The organism is Mycobacterium toneyamaense, assembly GCF_055384815.1.
Map to the genome: position 1 here is coordinate 1,319,918 of NZ_AP040333.1, position 17,131 is coordinate 1,337,048.

Consider the following 17,131-nt stretch of genomic DNA (forward strand, 5'->3'; position numbering starts at 1 on the left):
ACACCATCAATTAGGTTATGCTGCCCTAAGAGTCCAATCGGAGGGTGCAACATGACCGAGTCGAAGCCGTCGCGCGGAATCCAGGGCGCGCTGGTCAAACTGTGGCGGGGCGGCGATTACGAGCTGACCGTCACCGGCCGCACCCAGATCACCCCGCACTACCTGCGGCTGCATTTCACCACCGGAAACCTGCTCGCCGAGCGACCGGTGCACCCGACCATGTGGGTCCGGGGCTGGTTCCCCGACGGCGACAAGGCGCACCAGCGCGGCTACACGCTGGTCAACCCCGATCCGGTGGCCGGCACCACGGACATCGACTTCGCGCTGCACGACGGTCTCGCCACCCGCTGGGCGCAGGACGCCAAGCCCGGTGACACCCTCGAGGTGACGCTGCTCGGCAGCAGCTTCGAGCTGCCCGAGCCCGCGCCGGCCGGATACGTCCTGGTCGGTGACACCGCATCGCTGCCGGCCATCAACTCGCTGCTGCAGGCGATCGGCGAGGCGCCCATCCAGGTCTATCTCGAGGCGGGTCACGACGACGACCGCGATCTTCAGGTGGGCACCGGTGCGCCGGGGCTGACCGTCACGTGGGTCGACCGCAAGAACAACGGCGAGGCTCTGGTCGAGACCGTGCGGGCGTCTGCGTTCGACGCCTCCGATCACTTCGGCTGGGTGGCGTGCGACAACCGGACCACCCGCTCGGTGGTCAAGGTGCTGCGCGAGGGCTACCAGATTCCGAAGAAGGCGATCAAGGCGCGCGCCTACTGGGAAGCCTGATCGCTCGGAACCAGCTGGGACACAACGAATTCGTCGATCATCGCGCGTTCGTCGCCTTCGTCGGCGCCGGGGAACATCAACAGCGATACCAGGATCCGGACCAGCCAGCCGGCCCGGCGGTGCGCGGCTTCGGTCTCCAGCTCGGGCCACGACGCCGACAGGAACGCCGCCACCAGTCCGGTGATGACGTCGGACTGCGCGGCGACCTCGCCACCGATCGGTCGCTGGGTGGCGACGAACCACGATGACAGCGCCGGACTTTCCCGCACACTGCGCAGCGCGATCGCGACGCCGTCGAGCAGCCGGGTGCGCGGGTCGGTGATGTCGGCGATCTGCTCGCCGACATGGGCGAACACCCGGAACGCCTCGCGGTGCACGTAGGCCAGGTGGAGCACGTCGCGGTTCTCGTAGTACCGGTACAACGTGGCGCGGGAACACCCTGCCGCCCTGGCGATTTCGAGCATCCCGACGGTCGCGGCGTCCTGCTCGGCGAACAGGCGGTCGGCGGCGTCCAGGATGGCCTCCGCCGCGACCTCGGTGCGGCGGCCGGCCAGCCAGTCGTTTGCCATCAGCCGATCGTAAACGGCACCGATAGTGGGCGTCGCACGTAGCTGCCCCCGGCCCACTCGATGTTGTCCTCATCGACGGTGAATTCCGGTATCCGGGAGAGCAGTTCGGTCAGTGCGACGCGGGACTGCATCCGTGCGGCCGCCGCGCCCAGGCAGTGGTGCGCACCGTGGCTGAACGTCAGGATGTTGCGCGGGGCACGCGTCACGTCCAATTCGCCTGCGTTGGGGCCGTATTGGCGTTCGTCGCGGTTACCGGAACCGTAGAGCAGCAGAGCCTTGCGGCCGGCGGGGATGGTGGTGTCGCCGATGGTGACGTCGCGGGTAGTGGTGCGGGCCAGGCCCTGGACCGGTGAGGTGAGCCGGAGCAGCTCGTCGACGGATTCGGTGATGAGGTCCGGGTTCTCCACGAGCAGCCGGCGCTGATCGGGGCGCCGATGCAGTAGTTGCACCGAGCCGCCCAGCATCCCGGTGGTGGTGTCATTGCCGCCGGTGACCATGGTGAACGTGAACGCGAGGATCGACAGCACGCCGCTGATGTCGCCGTCGGCGCCGATGCCCGCGGCGACCAGGTGCGACACCGTGTCGTCTTCGGGCTCCTTGCGACGGCGCTCGATCAGCGCGGTGAAGTACCCCATCATGTCGCCGAGCGCGCTGCCCAGCGTCTCGAGCGCGCCGCCGAGGCCGCCCTCGGCGGTGTTGGCCGCGACGATGGCCTCGGTCCAGCCGTCGAACTGGTCGCGGTCGGCTTCGGGCACGCCCAGGTAGTGCGCGACGACCATCGACGGCAACGGCTTGAACAGCTCGGCCACGATGTCACCGCCACCGGCGGCCTTGAGCTTCTCGAGTCGCTGCACCACGAACTCGCGCACCTTGGGCTCGACGGCCTCCACCTGGCGCGGCGTGAAGCCTCGTGACACCAGCTTGCGGAATTCGGTGTGCACCGGCGGGTCCGTCATCACCATCGGCGGGTTGTCTTGCAGGCCAATGAGTTCCAGCTCGCCGTAGTTGACGGTCAAGCCCTGCGCCGAGGAGTACGTCTGGTGATCGCGCGCCGCGGTCCAGATGTCGGCGTGCCGGGACAGCACGTAGTAGTCGGCGCCGGGATTGTCGGCGGGCACGACATGGTGGACGGGGTCGTGGTCGCGCAGCGAGCGGTACATCGGCCAGGGATCGACCCACCCGGCGGAATCGGCAAGCTGGAACGCCACGGGGGAGTCGGATGTCTCGTGAGACAAAATCGCCGTCATGTCTTATGTGTACGTCGGCGGACCTGATGTGTCAATCCTTTTCCGGCTAGTGCCACCACAACTAGCGTGCTTGAATCGACGACGCACGGCACTAGGTATGGATGTCGAGTGCTGCGCGCACGATGCTGTCGGTATCGATGCCGTGGTAGCGATAGACCGATTCGAGGTCTCCCGCCTGTCCAAACCTGCTGACGCCCAACGACTTGCAGCGCACCTGGTTGATGGTCGCCAGGAAGGTCAGCGTATGGGGATGCCCGTCGAGGACGGTGACCATCGGCGCGGCACGCTCAGCCGGGAATACCTGATCGAGGATCCAACTGGGTGCGTCGTCGAGTCCGTCCCGGCTCTGCAGGGCTCGGTGGAGCAGGTCGGGGCTCGTCACGCACACGACTTCGGCGTCGACACCCATGTCGGCGAGCCGCTCGGCAGCCGCAATCGCCTCAGTGGCCAAGGCGCCCATCGTCACCATGCATACCGCGGGCCTGGTGACCGGCCGCAATGTGTACGCGCCGCCTATCACCTGCCGGCGACGCCGTTCGCGGGCGGCGGGGTCGGCAGGGATACCGGCCAACTCCTGACGAACGGGTCGCGTGGACAGCCGAAGGTAGGACGATGTTCCATCGGGCCGGCCCAACCGGCTGATGCAATGCAGCAGGATCCATTCGACTTCGGTCGCGAACGCCGGTTCATAACTGACGCATCCGGGTTGCTCAAGCCCGATCGACGGGGTCTTGATCGACTGATGCGCGCCGCCTTCGGCGGCCAGCGTGACCCCAGACGGCGTTCCAACCAGAATGGACTGGCCGCCGGCGTAGATTCCGAACGACCACGGCTCCAACGCGCGTTCGACGAACGGGTCGTAGAGGACGCCGATAGGAAACAGTGGCTGACCCCAGCGGCTCCAGGTCGTGCCCAACTCACCAAGCAGGCCAACCAGATTGACCTCGGCGATGCCGAGCTCCATATGCTGCCCCGTCGGGTGCTCACGCCAGTGCATGATGGTCTCGGTGTCGTCGGCGAACCAGTCGGGTCGCTCCGTCGGCGACCACACGCCCACTTTGTTGAGCCATCCGGCGAGGTTGGTGCTTGAACTGACGTCGGGGCTGACGGTCACGACACGCTGCGCAACCTCGGGGGCCTCTCTGGTCAGATCGAGCAGGGTGCGTCCGAGGGCGCTCTGGGTGTTCGAGACCGCCGGCGCGGTACGCCCGAGATTTATTGGCACCGAAGGTGGTTGGTGGCTCGGAACATCGACTCGATGCAGTCGTTCGGCGACTTGCCGGCACAACTGCCCAGCTGGCGATTGGGGATCGAAACGCCTGAACGGCCGGCGCGGATCCTCGCCCAGATTCTGGGCCAGCGCAGTGAACTGTTGGTCGGTCAGCAGCGACGAGTGATTCTGTGGATGCCCCTGGATCGGCAGGCCGTATCCCTTGACGGTGTATGCGAGGATGACCGTCGGTCTGGCGTCGTCGATCTGCGCGTAGGCCTCCTGCAACGCGGTGATGTCGTGCCCACCGAGGTTGCCGATTGCCTGCAGCAGGGTGGCGTCATCGACATCGGCGATCACGGCGCTCACCCCAGCGGCATGAACTCCGTTTCCGGGCAGCCGATCCCGCAATTCCCTACCCGAACAACGCAGTAGGCGTTGGTATTCGGGGTTCGGCATGGTGAGGATCCGGTTGCGCATGGCGTCGCCGCCGGGCCGGGCGAACAGCTGCTCCAGCAGCATGCCGAATTTGACGGTCAGCACCTGCCAGCCTGCGGCGGCGAACATGTCGTGCAGCCGCCCTGCCGCGATGTGGGGCACGACCCGGTCCAGGGATTGGCGGTTCATGTCCACGATCCACACGATTTCCCCCAGTTCCTGCACCGTGGGGTCCATCACCGCTTCCCAAACCGCCCCTTCATCCAGTTCGGCGTCACCGATGAGGGAGTACTGGCGTCCCGATCCGGTGGCACCGAATGCCGCGTCGACGTAGCGACGGGCGAGACCCGCCCAGATCGGTGCGGTCGCGCCTATCCCGACCGACCCCGTGGAGTAGTCGACCGGGTCGGGGTCCTTGGTGCGACTCGGATAACTTTGCACACCGCCGAACTCCCGCAAGGTCGTCATGTGTCTCTCGTCGAGAGCACCGAGGAGATAATTGATGCTGTGCAGCACCGGAGAGGCATGCGGTTTCACGGACACTCTGTCGCCGGCTTGTAACTGACTGAAGTACAGCGAGGTCATGATGTGCACCATCGATGCCGAAGATGCCTGGTGCCCGCCGACTTTCAAGCCGCTTGGGTTTGCTCGTACGCGATTGGCGTGGTGCACCATCGCGGTCGCCAACCACAGGACGCGCGACGCGATCGCATCGAGATCGGCTGTGGCTGTTCGGTAGTCCGCGCCGGAGAGCGATGCCGGCGGCTGTGGGTCCGTCACGATGTCTCGAGTCTCCTTTGCTCAGTCGGGCCGTTGGCCGGCGTCGGCACTGGCACGGGATACACGTCACTCCACGCCCGCTCGATGAACGTTCGTAACTGCTCTACCGTTTGCGGACCGGCGTCGGTGCGCCATACCACGTGGCCGTCCGGCCGTACCACGACGGCGCCACGGTCCCCGACCTCGAACAGAGCGCTGGCGGTTCGGTCATCGTCGCTGTTGCTGATCAGCGCAACGACGGTGAGAGGTATGGAGATTGACGTGCTTGCCAGCGCGTCGGCCCACCCGCTTGCGTCGGCGGTGAAAACCGTGAGGCCTCTGCGCGCGATCACATCATGGGTGGACAGCGCCGAACCGTCGGATCGACGGATGAACGTATGCGGTAACCGTGCGCCGGGATGGGTGGTAGGGCGATAGAACGCGACATCTCCTGCCGGGCACGGCCCTTCACCGGTGTCGATCAACGGACTGGCGTAGGCGTAGCCGAACTCCAACCCGCTGGCCACAAAATGTTCTTCTTGCCCCGGAATGGCGGCGGCCATCCGCTCGCGCAGGCGACGGCTGCGGGTACTGCTGCGCAGCAGGCGTCGCGTCCGCGATGTCTGAGCCGTGGTCAGGGCGTCCGCAACGCGAGCGATCACCGAATCGGGGACGCGATCCAAGGGCAGCTTGCCGATGAGTTCGGTCGCCTTGTTGAGCGAGCGGTTCGTCACGCCGAGCGGCGCGGTGACGTCATCGAGTTTGAAGTGGTTCTGGGTGCTCTGTTCGGCGAACCGTGTGACAACGGGACGCCGTTCGACCTCGTAAGTGTCCAGCAGTGCATCGCAGGCTCCGTCCTGCAGAACTGCGGCGAGCTTCCAGGCCAGGTTGTGGGCATCCTGCACACCGCTGTTGAGGCCGAAGCCACCGGTATGCGGGAATCGGTGAGCCGCATCTCCGATGAGCAGCAGTGATCCGGACCGGAAGCGGTCGGCGATCTGTTTGGTCATGGTCCAGGTTCCGGTCGACCGAATCCGATACTCGGAGGACCCGATTACATTGGGCAGCATACGGTTCCAGAAACGACGAGCGTCGCCGGCGATTGACTGAGCCGCATGCAGATAGGGCGTCATCAGGACGTAGTCGTCGTCGGCGTGGGCGATCATCACCCCGCTGAAACGCGGGTGGTAGATCCAACTGAGCAGCGGCCGGGGAGCGCCGTCGGGGTAAAGCCCGGGCGCGTGGAAGAAGACGCTGCCCATGTTGGCCAGCATCGGGCCGGTCATCGCGATGCCGGCGGCGCCCCGCAACGCGCTGTTTGCGCCGTCCGCAGCGATGATGAATCGAGGTGAGACGGTCACCGGATCGCTGCCCTGCCTTCGCAAGGTCAGGGCCTTGCCATCGTGGCCGGCACGCCACCCCCTCCTGAAGTCGATGAGGGGGTCGTCCTCGAGAGCTTTCCAGAGCTCGGGCATCAGCAGGTGTTGACCGATGTGGGAGATGAGATAGGGACTGTGCGTACGTACTTCAGCGAGCCGATCCGGTTGGGAGAGCAGATCGATCTCGCCGATGGGCGCCGATCGCACATCGGTGCACCACCGGATGACATTCACGGTGTCGATGGGCGGCGTAATCGACGCCAACGCGCGCCCCAGCGTGGGTGAGGCTTGGTTCCATATCTCCAGGGTGCGGGCGTTGATGACGTGTGCCGCCGGATGTAGGCGCGTTTCCGCACGCTCCTCGATGACGACGGTCGGAATGTCGTATCGTGCCAGCAACAGGGCAAGAGTCGATCCCGAAGCGCCGGCACCGACGATGACGATCGATTCATCGGTCATGTCTCACAACGTCTTCCATGTGATGGCGCGCTTGTTCGATCGTGGTTTGGTGCCCGGGCGGGTACCGGCTCCGCGCTTGAGCAGCTGTTCTCGATGCACCCCCGCGCGTAGCTGTTCGAGTAGATAGTCGGGGTCGATGTTCATGCCGATCGGGTTCTGGTCGAAGTCGGTGCTGTTGAAGTAGTCAGCGGTCTGCTGTGCCGTGGGGAAGTTCTCGGTCTGGAACTCCAGTCGGATGCCTTCTGGATCCTCGTAGTAGAGGCTCGTCGTGGGACCGTGGTTGATGGACCAGACCGGTGTGATGCCAACCTTCTTGAGCCGTTCATAGGTCAGCAGCAGCCCCTCCACCGAGGTGAAGGTGAAGGCGAGGTGGTCGATGCCGTAGGTCTTTCGACGCCATCGCGACAGCGGGAATATGTACCGCAGAGGCGGCGGCAGCTTGACCAACGCCAGCCGATGACTCTCGTGATCCCATGCGAGGAAGGCGATTTGGGCGTCTTCGTGGACGACGCGGGCCCCGAAGACCTGCCCATACCACTCGATCATCTCGGCGCTGCGCGCGGTCTTGACGACCCAGTGCGCGATGAAGTCGGGTACCAGGCGGTCGGGAAGTTGGTCCAGATCCGGTGCGGAGTTGGGGCTGTTTTCCTGGTCTGGCGGTTGCGATGGGCTCGGTGTGGTGCTCACGAGTTGTCCTCTGTTGTCAGCGTATTGGGGCGACGATGGTGTTTCGTTGGGTGCCCAGGTCGAGCGTTCCGGCCGCGTTCCGGATGGAGGCGGTCACGACATCGCCGGGCCCGAGGTAGGGCTTGCGCTGGTTGACCTTGACAAATGCCGCCCATAGCTTGTCCTCGGGGAGCAGAGCCGTGGCCAGGCGTCGGACGACGGGAGGCGGCGAGCCCGCCACGATGCCGTGTGGTGTCCCGGTCAGCAGTACGTCACCGGGATCCCAATTGCAGAACTCGCTCAGTTCGGTCAGAGTCTCGGCCGGTCGGTAGAGCATGTTCGCGGTGTTGTCGGCTTGCCGCAGCGATCCGTTGACCTCCAGGCGCAATTCGAGATCGTCGAGCAGCCGCAGATCCTCGGGTTCGAGGACGGCCAGCACGGGGCCCAGCGGGCAGAACCCGCGGTAGCTTTTGCCTTTCAGAAACTGGCCTTGTGGCAGCTGCACGTCTCGGGCGGACAGGTCGTTGCCGATGGTGACGCCGAAGACGTACTCATGCAAGTTCTCGGTGGTGACCGTCGTGGGCGCGTGCACTGTTCCGCGCAGAACCAACGCGAGCTCGATCTCGTAGTCGAGCAGAGTGACGTGAGCCGGTCGGGTGACCGGGTCACACGGACCGGTGACCGCAGCGTCGGTCTTGTCGAAGAACAGGTTGAAGGTGCGCCGGTCGGGGTCCATCCCGGACTCGATCGCATGTTGGCGGTAGTTGGCACCCTGGCACATCACCCGACACGGTGTGGTTATCGGTGACAGCAGTCGGACTTCGGCCGGCTTCACATTGCCGGGCGTTGTCGCCGCCGCTGTCCAATCGGACCTACCGCCGTCGATGAGGTCAGCGGTGCTGGGGTAATCGCCGGAGAGCGGCGAAATGACATCACCGGCGAGCACACCCCACGAGATTCGCTCGTTGTGCTCGTATCGGACGAGATGGACGACCATCGACAACTCCCGTGTCTGCCCGTCGTTTGACGGGCTCTGTGATGAGTCAACTGCCCGACGGCAACGCCACACCTGGTCCTGAGTCCAGAATTCGTGGGTCGCGGCTGGACTTCAGTCCGACTTCGGGTTCGCTGCTCCCAGAACGGCATCGCCGAGTTCCTCTGCGAGGGTGAGTGCGGCGTGTAGTTGCAGGCGGCGAACCGTCGCGGGACGGCCTCGAAGTAGCTCGGCGCGTTGCACGCGATAGGCGACGGTGTTGCGGGCGATGAGGAGGTCGGCTGCGGTGCCGGCCAGGCTTCTGTCGAGGTCGAGGTAGCGCTTGAGGGTGCGACGTACCGTGGCGACGGACTCGATGGTGTCGACCAAGCCGCCGAGTTCGCGGGCGACGAAGGCACGGGCTGCGGGCAAGTCAGTGCTGAGCATCGCGACGATATCGAGATCCTGGTACGAGAACGACGACGTGTCGCGGGTTGACATCGCGCCGACTCGCGCCGCCTCGGCGGCTTCCCGATGGCTGCGGCGGAACCCATCGACGCCGGCTCCCGCCGTCCCGATGGCGATACGAACGCCGGAAATCGGAGGCTCCGTCGGGACGGCCGGCTCCGGTGCGTGCGACGTCCGCGAACCCCACGCCCAAACACGTTGGGCCCCAACGGGAAGTGTGAGTGTCGCGGTGCACCCGGCAGCGGCGAGGGCCGCGGAGGCCGCGGTCCTGAGATGAAGCGGCTCGCTCGGCACGGTCGGGGAGGTCCAGGCGATCACCGCCACATGCCAGCGGTTCAGGTCGTAACCCAGGATCCGGATTGCCCGGTCCATCGGTACCGCGGTGCCCTGCAGAATGTCTTCCACGACTTCTGTGCGTCGGGCCACCGAACTGGTCACCCAGGCCTCACGTGCGCGGGCGTACTCGTCGGCCATCCGTTCGGTCAAAACCTCGACGATGCCGAACAACGTGTCGCTGATTCGCCGCATTTCGCTGAAGCGTTGTGATTCGGGCACGACACGTTCAGCGGCGTCGAGCATCACCTGCGCGGCGGTGGCGTGGGCGACGTGGATGCTGCGGAGCATGTGCTCGACGCCGATGCCGCGCGCCACCACCTCCATCGGGCCGGCCAACAGCTCCGGCATCGTCGTCACCGTCACGTCGTCGTCGAGGGCAAGTGTCGACAGCGCGCCCAATGCCACGGCCTCGCAGCCTTTGGCAATCTCGTCGGCCACTGCATCCACCGCCAGCTCAGGGATCGCGGCGGTGATGTTGGCCGTCATCAACGCGGCGAGTTCGACAGCCCAATCCACCGGACCGGGCCCCAACTGCTCGGCGACGACCTGCGCGCGGTCAGGCAGGACGGACGCGGTGGGGGTGGCGCGGTGCACGGAGGGTTGCAGCTGCGCGAACCAGGGCCGTTTCATCGGTAGAGACGACCTCCCGCCGGTGGGTTGTTCATCGGGCTCTGATAGTCACGAATGTCGTAGGCGGAGAAGCGGAAAGCGTCTCATGCCGTGGCGATCCCGTGCTCTGCGGCGACACGGCGCGCGAACTGTTCGTAGCTGGTGGCCGGCCGCGGCAACACCTTCGCCAGGTCATCGAAGTTGCCGGCGGGTAATCCGTGGACGTCGTAGTACGTCATCATCCGCACGTAAGTGTCCTGGGCGTCGGCCGGCCAACTACGGAAACCGCGGGCATTCGGTGCGGCCCGCAGCCCACGAATGATGTCGGGGACGGAACGGAATCCGGTCGACGCCAGTGATCGCACGATTGCACCGCCGAACGGTCCGACGGCCAGCAGTGGATTCGTCAACGACCCCGGCGGAATCCGAACGGCAGTCATGGGATGGCCAAGCACTCGGCTCCAGATCCGGGCCATCTCATGACGATTGAGTTCGACGGTGGACAGGTCGTACGTCTGGCCGATGTGCCCCTCGGGATGCGTCAACACATGGGCCGCCGCGGCAGCGATGTCTACGACGTCGACAACTCCCATCCGGCTCTCCGGTGAGGTGGGATACGGCAGCAGGCCCGCGCCGAAGAAGTCCCAGAAATCCAGGACGTTCTGCATGTAGTGCGAGGGGCGAAGGACCGTCACGGGCAGTCCCGAGTCTCGTAACTTGTTTTCCGCTAACAGTTTTTGGCGATGATGAGGTAATTCGGCGATATCGGGATGGATGACCGAGTGGAAGACGATGTGATCCAGCCGCTCGGCCCGGGCTGCCGCGATCAGTCTTTCGATCACCGGCAGCTCGTCGATGAGCTGGGTCGGAGCGGCGTGATAGATCTGGCTCACTCCATGCAGTGCCGACTCGAGGTCGCCGGGTCGTCGGAGATCGCCGATCACGACTTCGGTCGCGCCGTCGGCCTTCGATCGTCGTGCTTGGTCTTCGTTCTTGACGAAAGCCCGTACGGTGCGATCGTCGGCCACGAGACCCCGAACCAGCGGACGTCCGACACCGCCTGCTGCGCTGGTAACCAGAATCATGGTCTGCTCCTATCGTGGGGCGTGAATAGTGTTGCGCTGAAGTCCATTTGAGGCATGTCTAGCAATGGTTGGCGTCATTCAGATGCTGTGCCGGACGCAGCGAGCGAGCCAGGGCCGGCATGAGTAAGCGCCGGGGAACCAACCGGGCCAGTGCTGCTGACGCCGTATTGCCGGCTCCCGAGACCGCCGACGGGGGAGTGCGGCGGCGATCGAGTGCCCTCAGGCCGGCTGCGGCGACCTGGTCCGCGGTCTGCATTCGGCCCACCACCGTGGCGGTTTCGCCGATCACGTCGAAGAACTCGGTGCGAGTAGGGCCTGGAGCGAACGAAAACACCTTGACTCCGTGCCGTTTTGCTTCGTACCACAAGGATTGGCTGAAGCTGAGCACGAAAGACTTCGATGCCGCATACACGGACAGAGAAGGCACCGGTTGATAGGCGGTGGTGCTGCAGATGTTCATGATGGCGCCGTGCCCACGCGTGACCATCGCGGGCAGAAACGCATGACAGATGTCGACGACCGCCCCGATGTCGACCGCGAGCACCCGCGCGTAGTCACTCGCGTCGCCGTCAAGGAACGGACCTTGGGTGGCGAAACCGGCGTTGTTGATGACCAGGTCGATATCGCCGTCGACGAGGTCGCGCAATCGCCTGCCCGGTGCTTCCCCGGCCAGGTCGAAAGCGAATGGGGCGCAGGTGATCCCATACTCCACCTCGAGCTGGGCTGCGAGTGCGTCGAGCCGATCCCGCCGGCGCGCCACCAATACGAGGTCGCAACCGCGCTTCGCGAGCGCCCGGGCGAAGGCTTCGCCGATTCCCGAACTGGCACCGGTGACGAGCGCTCGGGAAGCGCGGAACGGCTTGACCATCGACCCCTCCATCGGTCTGGGTTGCTGTTTGTGCTCACCGCCGCGGCGGGGCGCATGCAACAAATGCGACTATTGCATATGAAATGCAAACAATGCAACACCACGTACGATCGGCGGATGGGTTCCAAGGCGCGCCGCAGCGATCCCGAGCGTCGCGCTGCCGTAGAACGCGTCCTCGGGGGGCAGCGCGCGTCGGTCGTCGCCCGGGAGTTGGGGGTGCACCCTGCCACGCTGTACCGATGGGTGCACGACGCATCCGACGGTGTTGCCGAGGCCCCCCTCACCGATGTCCGCTTGATGCACGCCACGCAGTCATTGCTGCGAGATCACGACTACAGCCAGATCACGGTCGAACAAGTGGCCCGGTATTCCGGCGTCGCGCTGCGTACCGCTTTCCATCATTTCGAGAGCAAACGTGAACTCTTCCGGGCCGCGATCGACAACGCGGCCACGGTCTTGATCGACGCCATGGGGCAGCGGTATCGAGACGCCGAATGGCCATCCGAGCCGTTACTGCAGTTGAGCTTGTTCCTTCGACTGTCGGCTGAAGCCATTTACGCCACGCCGGCTGCGCACGTCCTGTTTCGCGACCTCGGCGTTCCGCGGTCGGATAGCTTCGCTCTGCGCTGGCACGACACGTTCGAGCAGTCGGTTGCGCAACTGCTCAGTGGGGCGGCACACGCCGAGGCGATCGACAGCGACACCGACATCGCGGCAGCGGCCCACACGATCACCGGCGCGATGCGCGGCATACATGCCGCAGTATTCGATGGTGGCGACCCGGCGCAGGCGCTGAGAATCGTCGCCCGGCTCCACCTCACCGTGTTGCCTGGCTGAATTCCCTGAGGCGTGTCTGATCGAGGTGAATGATGTTGTGCCTGATGTCATTCAGATCATTCGGGCCGCTGCGATCTCTGTGATTTGTGGTCGTTGACCGAGCCGCAATCGACAGCCCGAAAATCAGATCCCCGCCCCCGGATTCAGGATGTTGTCGGGATCCAGTGCCGCTTTGATCCGGCGGTTCAGTTCCATGACCTCCGGGCCGAGTTGGCCGGCCAGCCAGGGCCGCTTGAGCCGGCCGACGCCGTGCTCGCCGGTGATGGTGCCGCCGAGCGACACGGCCAGGTCCATGATCTCGCCGAACGCGATGTTGGCCCGCCGGGTGTTCTCGGCGTCGTTGGGGTCGTGGACGATAAGCGGGTGGGTGTTGCCGTCCCCGGCGTGCGCGATCACCGAGATCAGCAGGTCGTGCTTGCGGGCGATCTCACCCACACCGTCGACCAGGTCCGCCAGCGCGGGCAGCGGCACCCCGACGTCTTCCAGGAGCAGTGGGCCCTTGGCCTCCACGGCCGGGATGGCGAACCGCCGGGCGGCCACGAAGGCCTCGCCCTCGTCGGGGTCGTCGGTCAAAAACACCTCTGTCGCACCGGCTTCGGTGAACACGCGGGCCATGAACTCGGTGTCCTCGACGCCCGCCGGACCACGGTCGTCGGAGGCCGCGACCAGCATGGCCTTGGCGCTGCGATCCAGGCCCATCTTGAGTTTGTCCTCGACGGCGTTGATGGCGACGTCGTCCATGAACTCCAGCATCGACGGGCGAATCCGGCCGGTGACGGTCACGACGGCGTCGGCGGCCGCGCGCACCGAGTCGAAGCTCGCCACCACGGTGCACCCGCGGTGCTGTGGTGGCAGCAGGCGCAGGGTCGCCTCGGTGACGATGCCGAGGGTGCCCTCGCTGCCGACGAAGAGTTTGGTGAGGCTCAGTCCCGCAACGTCTTTCAGCCGCGGGCCACCGAGTCGCACCGCCGTGCCGTCGGCCAGCACCACCTGCAGGCCCAGGATGTAGTCGGTGGTGACGCCGTACTTCACGCAGCACAGGCCGCCGGCATTGGTGGCGACGTTGCCGCCGATGCTGCAGATTTCGAACGACGACGGATCGGGCGGATACCAGAGGCCATGGGCCGCAACGGCTTTCTTGACCTCGGCGTTGAGCAGGCCGGGCTGCACCACGGCGGTGCGGGTCGCCGTGTCGACGACGATGTCGCGCATCCGTTCGGTGGTGAGCACGATGCCGCCGTCGACGGCGGTCGCCCCGCCGGACAGGCTGGTGCCGGCGCCGCGCGGCACCACCGCGATCTTGTGTGCGCTGGCCCACCGCAGGACCGTCTGCACCTCCTCGGTGCTGCGCGGTCGCACCACTGCGATGGGAGTGCCGGCGTCGGGATCCAGTGCGCGGTCCTGTCGGTAGGACGCGACGATGTCCAGATCGGTGACGACGGCGTCGGCGGGCAGGTCGGCGATGAGGCTCGGCAACGCGGTATGCACGCGGGCAAGTCTAGGAGCCCGGTGGTGACCAGCGAAGACTCGCGTCATGTGCCGTGGGCATTAATCCCATGTAACGGCGGTGTTACGAGTATCGTCAGCTATGTGTACAGCAAGGCCTTGTTGGCCGAGATGGGAGCGCTGCGCGACAGCCGTCGCGGAGCGCATGTGTCTGCGACCGCGATCGAGCTCCACGTGCGCGCCGTGAGCCATAGCGTGCGCACGCGCCGGCCGGCTTTCGTGGCCGACGAGGCGCTCGATCTGATCGCGTCAGGGTCGGTGACAACCGTTGCGGCACTCGAGCTTTGGATGGCTGGCCTCTGGCAGCGGGTGCCCGGCGGCTACTTGATCGACGACCGTGAACTGATCGCCCACCTGTCATCTGGTCCGGTGCGGCGCTGGGTGCGCCGGGTGTGGCTCAAGCTCAACAGTGAGTCGGTCATCCCGTTCTGACGGCACCCGCAGTTGCGCGGACGCCGCGTAATGCGGCAAACAACAGGTCGTTCAGCATGTCGATGAGGTGGTCGCGGTCGACGGAGATCGCCCCGACGAGGACCGCAGTGAGCGTCTCGGCGACCCCACCGATGACAAATTGCGCCGCCAGTTGCAGATCGATCGGCCGCGGGTCTGTCGCGGAGCCGCTCAGCCCGGCGACGATGCCCGCGAATCGCTGAGCTTCCGAGAGGCGACGCGGGCCGAGGACGGGTGAGGACGCGGACTCGATCAGGACGATGCGGCCCTTGCGCCGATCGGTCAGTGCGACGTCGACAAGTGCGCTGAGCGCCGCGCGCGACCGCGCGCGGGGGCCGCCCTTGGTGTCGGCGATCGCGGCGAGTCCACGCTCTTCCACTTCAGCGGTGATCTCGTCGAAAACCGCGATGTGCAGGTCCTCGATGCGTGGAAACGACTCGGCGAAGTAGCGCGCCGCCAGGCCGGCCTGCTCCGCTACGCCACGCAGGGTGGTCGCGGGGATGCCCTTGGTGCCCATCAGCTCCAGGCCTGCCGCGATGAAGCGACGCCGCCGATCGGCGATGCGGTCGGCGCCACTCATGCCGCCGTACTGCCGCGCCTCACTCACGCCACCAATCTTGACACACGCGTTGACAGATGGTTGCCTCATCTCATCTATCAACGCTTGATGACAGATTGGATGCGCGCATGACCATGACTGCATCGCCCGTGGGGGCCGGCGTGGAGCCGTGGCACCCGAGCCAGCCGCATGCCGAGCTGGCGGCCGACGTCCGGTGGTGGTTGGGCTCGCCGCTGAGTCTCGGGCTCTTCGGGCGCCTGGCACTCGACCAGGTGGCATACCGCCCGATCGCGGCAGCGGTCGATTGGTCGGGACGATTTCAGGAGAACTTCACCGACCGGGGTATCCGGTCGCTCGCCTTCGGCATGCTGATGCTGTTCGGCGACGAGGCCGACCGGCGTGGGGACACCGAGGAACTCAAACGGCTGCATGCCGGCGTGCGGGGAACCGGCAACGGTGAGTTCGCCGACACGCGGTTCAGTGCACTCGACCCCGAACTCTGGAATTGGATCGCCGTCAGCTCGCTGAATCTGTTCTACCGGGGCTACGTCGCGGTCCGCGGCGAGGACCTCGATGCCGAGCAGCGCGAGGCCGTGTATCGGACCCTGCGGTGGATGATGAGCTATCTGGAGCTGCCCAGCGCTCGGGCCAAACTGCCTGAGACCCTGGCCGACATGGAGGCCTACTACGACCGCGTCGCCGAACAGCACTTGGCGGACAACGCATTTCTGCAATATGCCGACGAGAGCTTCGACACGTTGCCCGTGCCGGACTTGCTGCCGAAGCAACTGCGGGTGCTCCTGCTGCCGCTGTGGAACGTGCTGACCCCGATCGCGTTGCGGGTGCCGAAGGTGTTGGGCCGGCGCCATGCCCACCCGAAGATGCGGGAGCTGCTCGACATTCGGTCGACGCCCTTGAACCGGCTCGAATACGCCCTGTATCTGAAGGCCTCTCAGGTGGCCTGGCGGTACCTGCCGCGCGCCGTCGTCCTCGATCCGCTGGCGTACAACCGCTACCGCTACGAACGGCTGCGGTCGGCCTACCATCGCGTGCAATTGGACAACTTCGCCGCTTAACCGCGCCGCCAAGAGGGCAGAATCTTGGGGTGCTGCCACATCCCCGAACCGGAGTGTTGTTCCCGTCCCCGGTCCCGGCCGGCGCGGGTTGGCCCGGGGACCCGGCCGACGCCGACACCCCCGTCGCCCGCACGGCGGCGCAGGTCCGGGCCAGGGCCCGTCGCTGTACCAGTCTGGCCGACCTCGACGCGCAGGTGTCGGTGTGCCGGGGCTGTCCTCGTCTGGTCACCTGGCGTGAGGACGTCGCCATGCACACGGTGGCGAAGCGCAAGGCCTATGCCGCCGAACCGTACTGGGGCCGGCCGGCGCCGGGGCTCGGCGTGGACCGGCCGCGCATCTGGGTGCTGGGTCTGGCGCCTGCCGCCCACGGTGCCAACCGGACCGGCCGGGTTTTCACGGGCGACCGGTCGGGCGACTTTCTCTTCGCTTCGCTGTACCGCGTCGGCCTGGCCAGCAGCGCCGAGAGTATCGATGCGGCAGATGGCTTGACCCTCAACGACATTCGGGTGGTGGCTGCGGTCCGGTGTGCGCCGCCGGACAATGCGCCGACGCCGGAGGAACGCCTCACGTGCGAGCCGTGGCTGAGCGCGGAGTGGCGGCTGACGGGTCAGGACGTCCGCGTCGTCGTCGCACTCGGTGGCTTCGCGTGGAAGGCCGCGCTGGAGCTGACGGGAGCGGGACGGCCGTATCCGAAGTTCGGTCACGGTGCGCTCGCGGCGCTGCCCGACGGGCGGCGGCTCCTCGGCTGTTACCACCCGAGCCAGCAGAACACGTTCACCGGCCGGCTCACTCCGGCCATGCTGGACGACGTGTTCAGCACGGCCAAGGGAATCGCAACCCGTCCCGACGAGTTGGATTAG

16 protein-coding genes are annotated in these 17,131 nt (G+C 66.0%); 5 read left to right on the plus strand and 11 right to left on the minus strand.

The window, feature by feature from the left end; translation table 11 throughout:
* Positions 1-51: 51 nt before the first annotated feature.
* The gene (locus ACZ5IQ_RS06475) at positions 52-777 is read left to right on the plus strand and encodes a siderophore-interacting protein (protein WP_464480994.1); all 726 of its coding nucleotides are present in this window, start codon (positions 52-54) and stop codon (positions 775-777) included.
* Here the strand turns inward: ACZ5IQ_RS06475 and ACZ5IQ_RS06480 are convergent.
* The 9 genes from ACZ5IQ_RS06480 to ACZ5IQ_RS06520 form a co-directional block, all read right to left on the minus strand.
* The gene (locus ACZ5IQ_RS06480) at positions 762-1,346 is read right to left on the minus strand and encodes a TetR/AcrR family transcriptional regulator (RefSeq protein WP_464480995.1); all 585 of its coding nucleotides are present in this window, start codon (positions 1,344-1,346) and stop codon (positions 762-764) included. The genes ACZ5IQ_RS06475 and ACZ5IQ_RS06480 overlap by 16 nt on opposite strands.
* Entirely contained in the window at positions 1,346-2,593 is a 1,248-nt protein-coding gene (locus ACZ5IQ_RS06485; protein WP_464480996.1) for a cytochrome P450, read from the minus strand. The genes ACZ5IQ_RS06480 and ACZ5IQ_RS06485 overlap by 1 nt, the downstream gene beginning before the upstream one ends.
* Positions 2,594-2,684: 91 nt before the next feature.
* Positions 2,685-4,949 (minus strand): transketolase-like TK C-terminal-containing protein, encoded by a 2,265-nt coding sequence (locus ACZ5IQ_RS06490; RefSeq protein ID WP_464481436.1) that lies wholly within the window; start codon positions 4,947-4,949, stop codon positions 2,685-2,687.
* A 68-nt stretch (positions 4,950-5,017) separates the two neighbouring features.
* Positions 5,018-6,838: an FAD-dependent monooxygenase gene (locus ACZ5IQ_RS06495; RefSeq protein WP_464480997.1), complete on the minus strand. Its 1,821-nt coding sequence runs from the start codon at positions 6,836-6,838 to the stop codon at positions 5,018-5,020.
* A 3-nt stretch (positions 6,839-6,841) separates the two neighbouring features.
* The gene (locus ACZ5IQ_RS06500) at positions 6,842-7,525 is read right to left on the minus strand and encodes a VOC family protein (protein ID WP_464480998.1); all 684 of its coding nucleotides are present in this window, start codon (positions 7,523-7,525) and stop codon (positions 6,842-6,844) included.
* Positions 7,526-7,541: 16 nt separating this feature from the next.
* Positions 7,542-8,501: a fumarylacetoacetate hydrolase family protein gene (locus ACZ5IQ_RS06505; protein WP_464480999.1), complete on the minus strand. Its 960-nt coding sequence runs from the start codon at positions 8,499-8,501 to the stop codon at positions 7,542-7,544.
* Between the two features lie 111 nt (positions 8,502-8,612).
* A complete protein-coding gene (locus tag ACZ5IQ_RS06510; RefSeq protein WP_464481000.1) occupies positions 8,613-9,911 on the minus strand; it encodes a PucR family transcriptional regulator in 1,299 nt (432 codons plus the stop codon).
* Between the two features lie 83 nt (positions 9,912-9,994).
* Positions 9,995-10,975 carry an NmrA family NAD(P)-binding protein gene (locus tag ACZ5IQ_RS06515; RefSeq protein WP_464481001.1) on the minus strand — a complete coding sequence of 327 codons (981 nt, stop codon included), beginning with the start codon at positions 10,973-10,975 and terminating at the stop codon, positions 9,995-9,997.
* A gap of 58 nt (positions 10,976-11,033) precedes the next feature.
* Positions 11,034-11,843, minus strand: a complete 810-nt coding sequence (locus tag ACZ5IQ_RS06520) for an SDR family NAD(P)-dependent oxidoreductase (RefSeq protein WP_464481002.1) — start codon at positions 11,841-11,843, stop codon at positions 11,034-11,036.
* Between the two features lie 117 nt (positions 11,844-11,960).
* Between ACZ5IQ_RS06520 and ACZ5IQ_RS06525 the strand changes: the two genes are divergently transcribed.
* Positions 11,961-12,680 (plus strand): TetR family transcriptional regulator, encoded by a 720-nt coding sequence (locus ACZ5IQ_RS06525; protein WP_464481003.1) that lies wholly within the window; start codon positions 11,961-11,963, stop codon positions 12,678-12,680.
* A gap of 123 nt (positions 12,681-12,803) precedes the next feature.
* Here the strand turns inward: ACZ5IQ_RS06525 and ACZ5IQ_RS06530 are convergent, their stop codons facing one another.
* Entirely contained in the window at positions 12,804-14,216 is a 1,413-nt protein-coding gene (locus ACZ5IQ_RS06530; protein WP_464481004.1) for an FAD-binding oxidoreductase, read from the minus strand.
* Between ACZ5IQ_RS06530 and ACZ5IQ_RS06535 the strand changes: the two genes are divergently transcribed.
* A complete protein-coding gene (locus tag ACZ5IQ_RS06535) occupies positions 14,193-14,618 on the plus strand; it encodes a hypothetical protein (RefSeq protein ID WP_464481005.1) in 426 nt (141 codons plus the stop codon). The two genes, ACZ5IQ_RS06530 and ACZ5IQ_RS06535, sit on opposite strands and share 24 nt — an antisense overlap.
* Here ACZ5IQ_RS06535 and ACZ5IQ_RS06540 read toward each other — a convergent pair.
* Positions 14,605-15,243: a TetR/AcrR family transcriptional regulator gene (locus tag ACZ5IQ_RS06540; RefSeq protein WP_244872639.1), complete on the minus strand. Its 639-nt coding sequence runs from the start codon at positions 15,241-15,243 to the stop codon at positions 14,605-14,607. The genes ACZ5IQ_RS06535 and ACZ5IQ_RS06540 overlap by 14 nt on opposite strands.
* Positions 15,244-15,323: 80 nt before the next feature.
* Here ACZ5IQ_RS06540 and ACZ5IQ_RS06545 point away from each other — a divergent pair, with 80 nt between their 5' ends.
* A complete protein-coding gene (locus ACZ5IQ_RS06545; RefSeq protein WP_406804211.1) occupies positions 15,324-16,271 on the plus strand; it encodes an oxygenase MpaB family protein in 948 nt (315 codons plus the stop codon).
* 32 nt (positions 16,272-16,303) lie between these two features.
* On the plus strand, positions 16,304-17,131 hold the full coding sequence (locus tag ACZ5IQ_RS06550) for a uracil-DNA glycosylase (RefSeq protein ID WP_464481437.1): 828 nt from the start codon (positions 16,304-16,306) through the stop codon (positions 17,129-17,131).

What these genes read in the sequence shown, in the direction of transcription:
- ACZ5IQ_RS06530 (WP_464481004.1), bottom strand. Translation starts at nt 14,216, where the DNA reads ATGACGCGAGTCTTCGCTGGTCACCACCGGGCTCCTAGACTTGCCCGC.
- ACZ5IQ_RS06475 (WP_464480994.1), top strand. Translation starts at nt 52, where the DNA reads ATGACCGAGTCGAAGCCGTCGCGCGGAATCCAGGGCGCGCTGGTCAAA.
- ACZ5IQ_RS06495 (WP_464480997.1), bottom strand. Translation starts at nt 6,838, where the DNA reads ATGACCGATGAATCGATCGTCATCGTCGGTGCCGGCGCTTCGGGATCG.
- ACZ5IQ_RS06510 (WP_464481000.1), bottom strand. Translation starts at nt 9,911, where the DNA reads ATGAAACGGCCCTGGTTCGCGCAGCTGCAACCCTCCGTGCACCGCGCC.
- ACZ5IQ_RS06520 (WP_464481002.1), bottom strand. Translation starts at nt 11,843, where the DNA reads ATGGTCAAGCCGTTCCGCGCTTCCCGAGCGCTCGTCACCGGTGCCAGT.
- ACZ5IQ_RS06525 (WP_464481003.1), top strand. Translation starts at nt 11,961, where the DNA reads ATGGGTTCCAAGGCGCGCCGCAGCGATCCCGAGCGTCGCGCTGCCGTA.
- ACZ5IQ_RS06545 (WP_406804211.1), top strand. Translation starts at nt 15,324, where the DNA reads ATGACCATGACTGCATCGCCCGTGGGGGCCGGCGTGGAGCCGTGGCAC.
- ACZ5IQ_RS06485 (WP_464480996.1), bottom strand. Translation starts at nt 2,593, where the DNA reads ATGACGGCGATTTTGTCTCACGAGACATCCGACTCCCCCGTGGCGTTC.
- ACZ5IQ_RS06505 (WP_464480999.1), bottom strand. Translation starts at nt 8,501, where the DNA reads ATGGTCGTCCATCTCGTCCGATACGAGCACAACGAGCGAATCTCGTGG.
- ACZ5IQ_RS06515 (WP_464481001.1), bottom strand. Translation starts at nt 10,975, where the DNA reads ATGATTCTGGTTACCAGCGCAGCAGGCGGTGTCGGACGTCCGCTGGTT.
- ACZ5IQ_RS06480 (WP_464480995.1), bottom strand. Translation starts at nt 1,346, where the DNA reads ATGGCAAACGACTGGCTGGCCGGCCGCCGCACCGAGGTCGCGGCGGAG.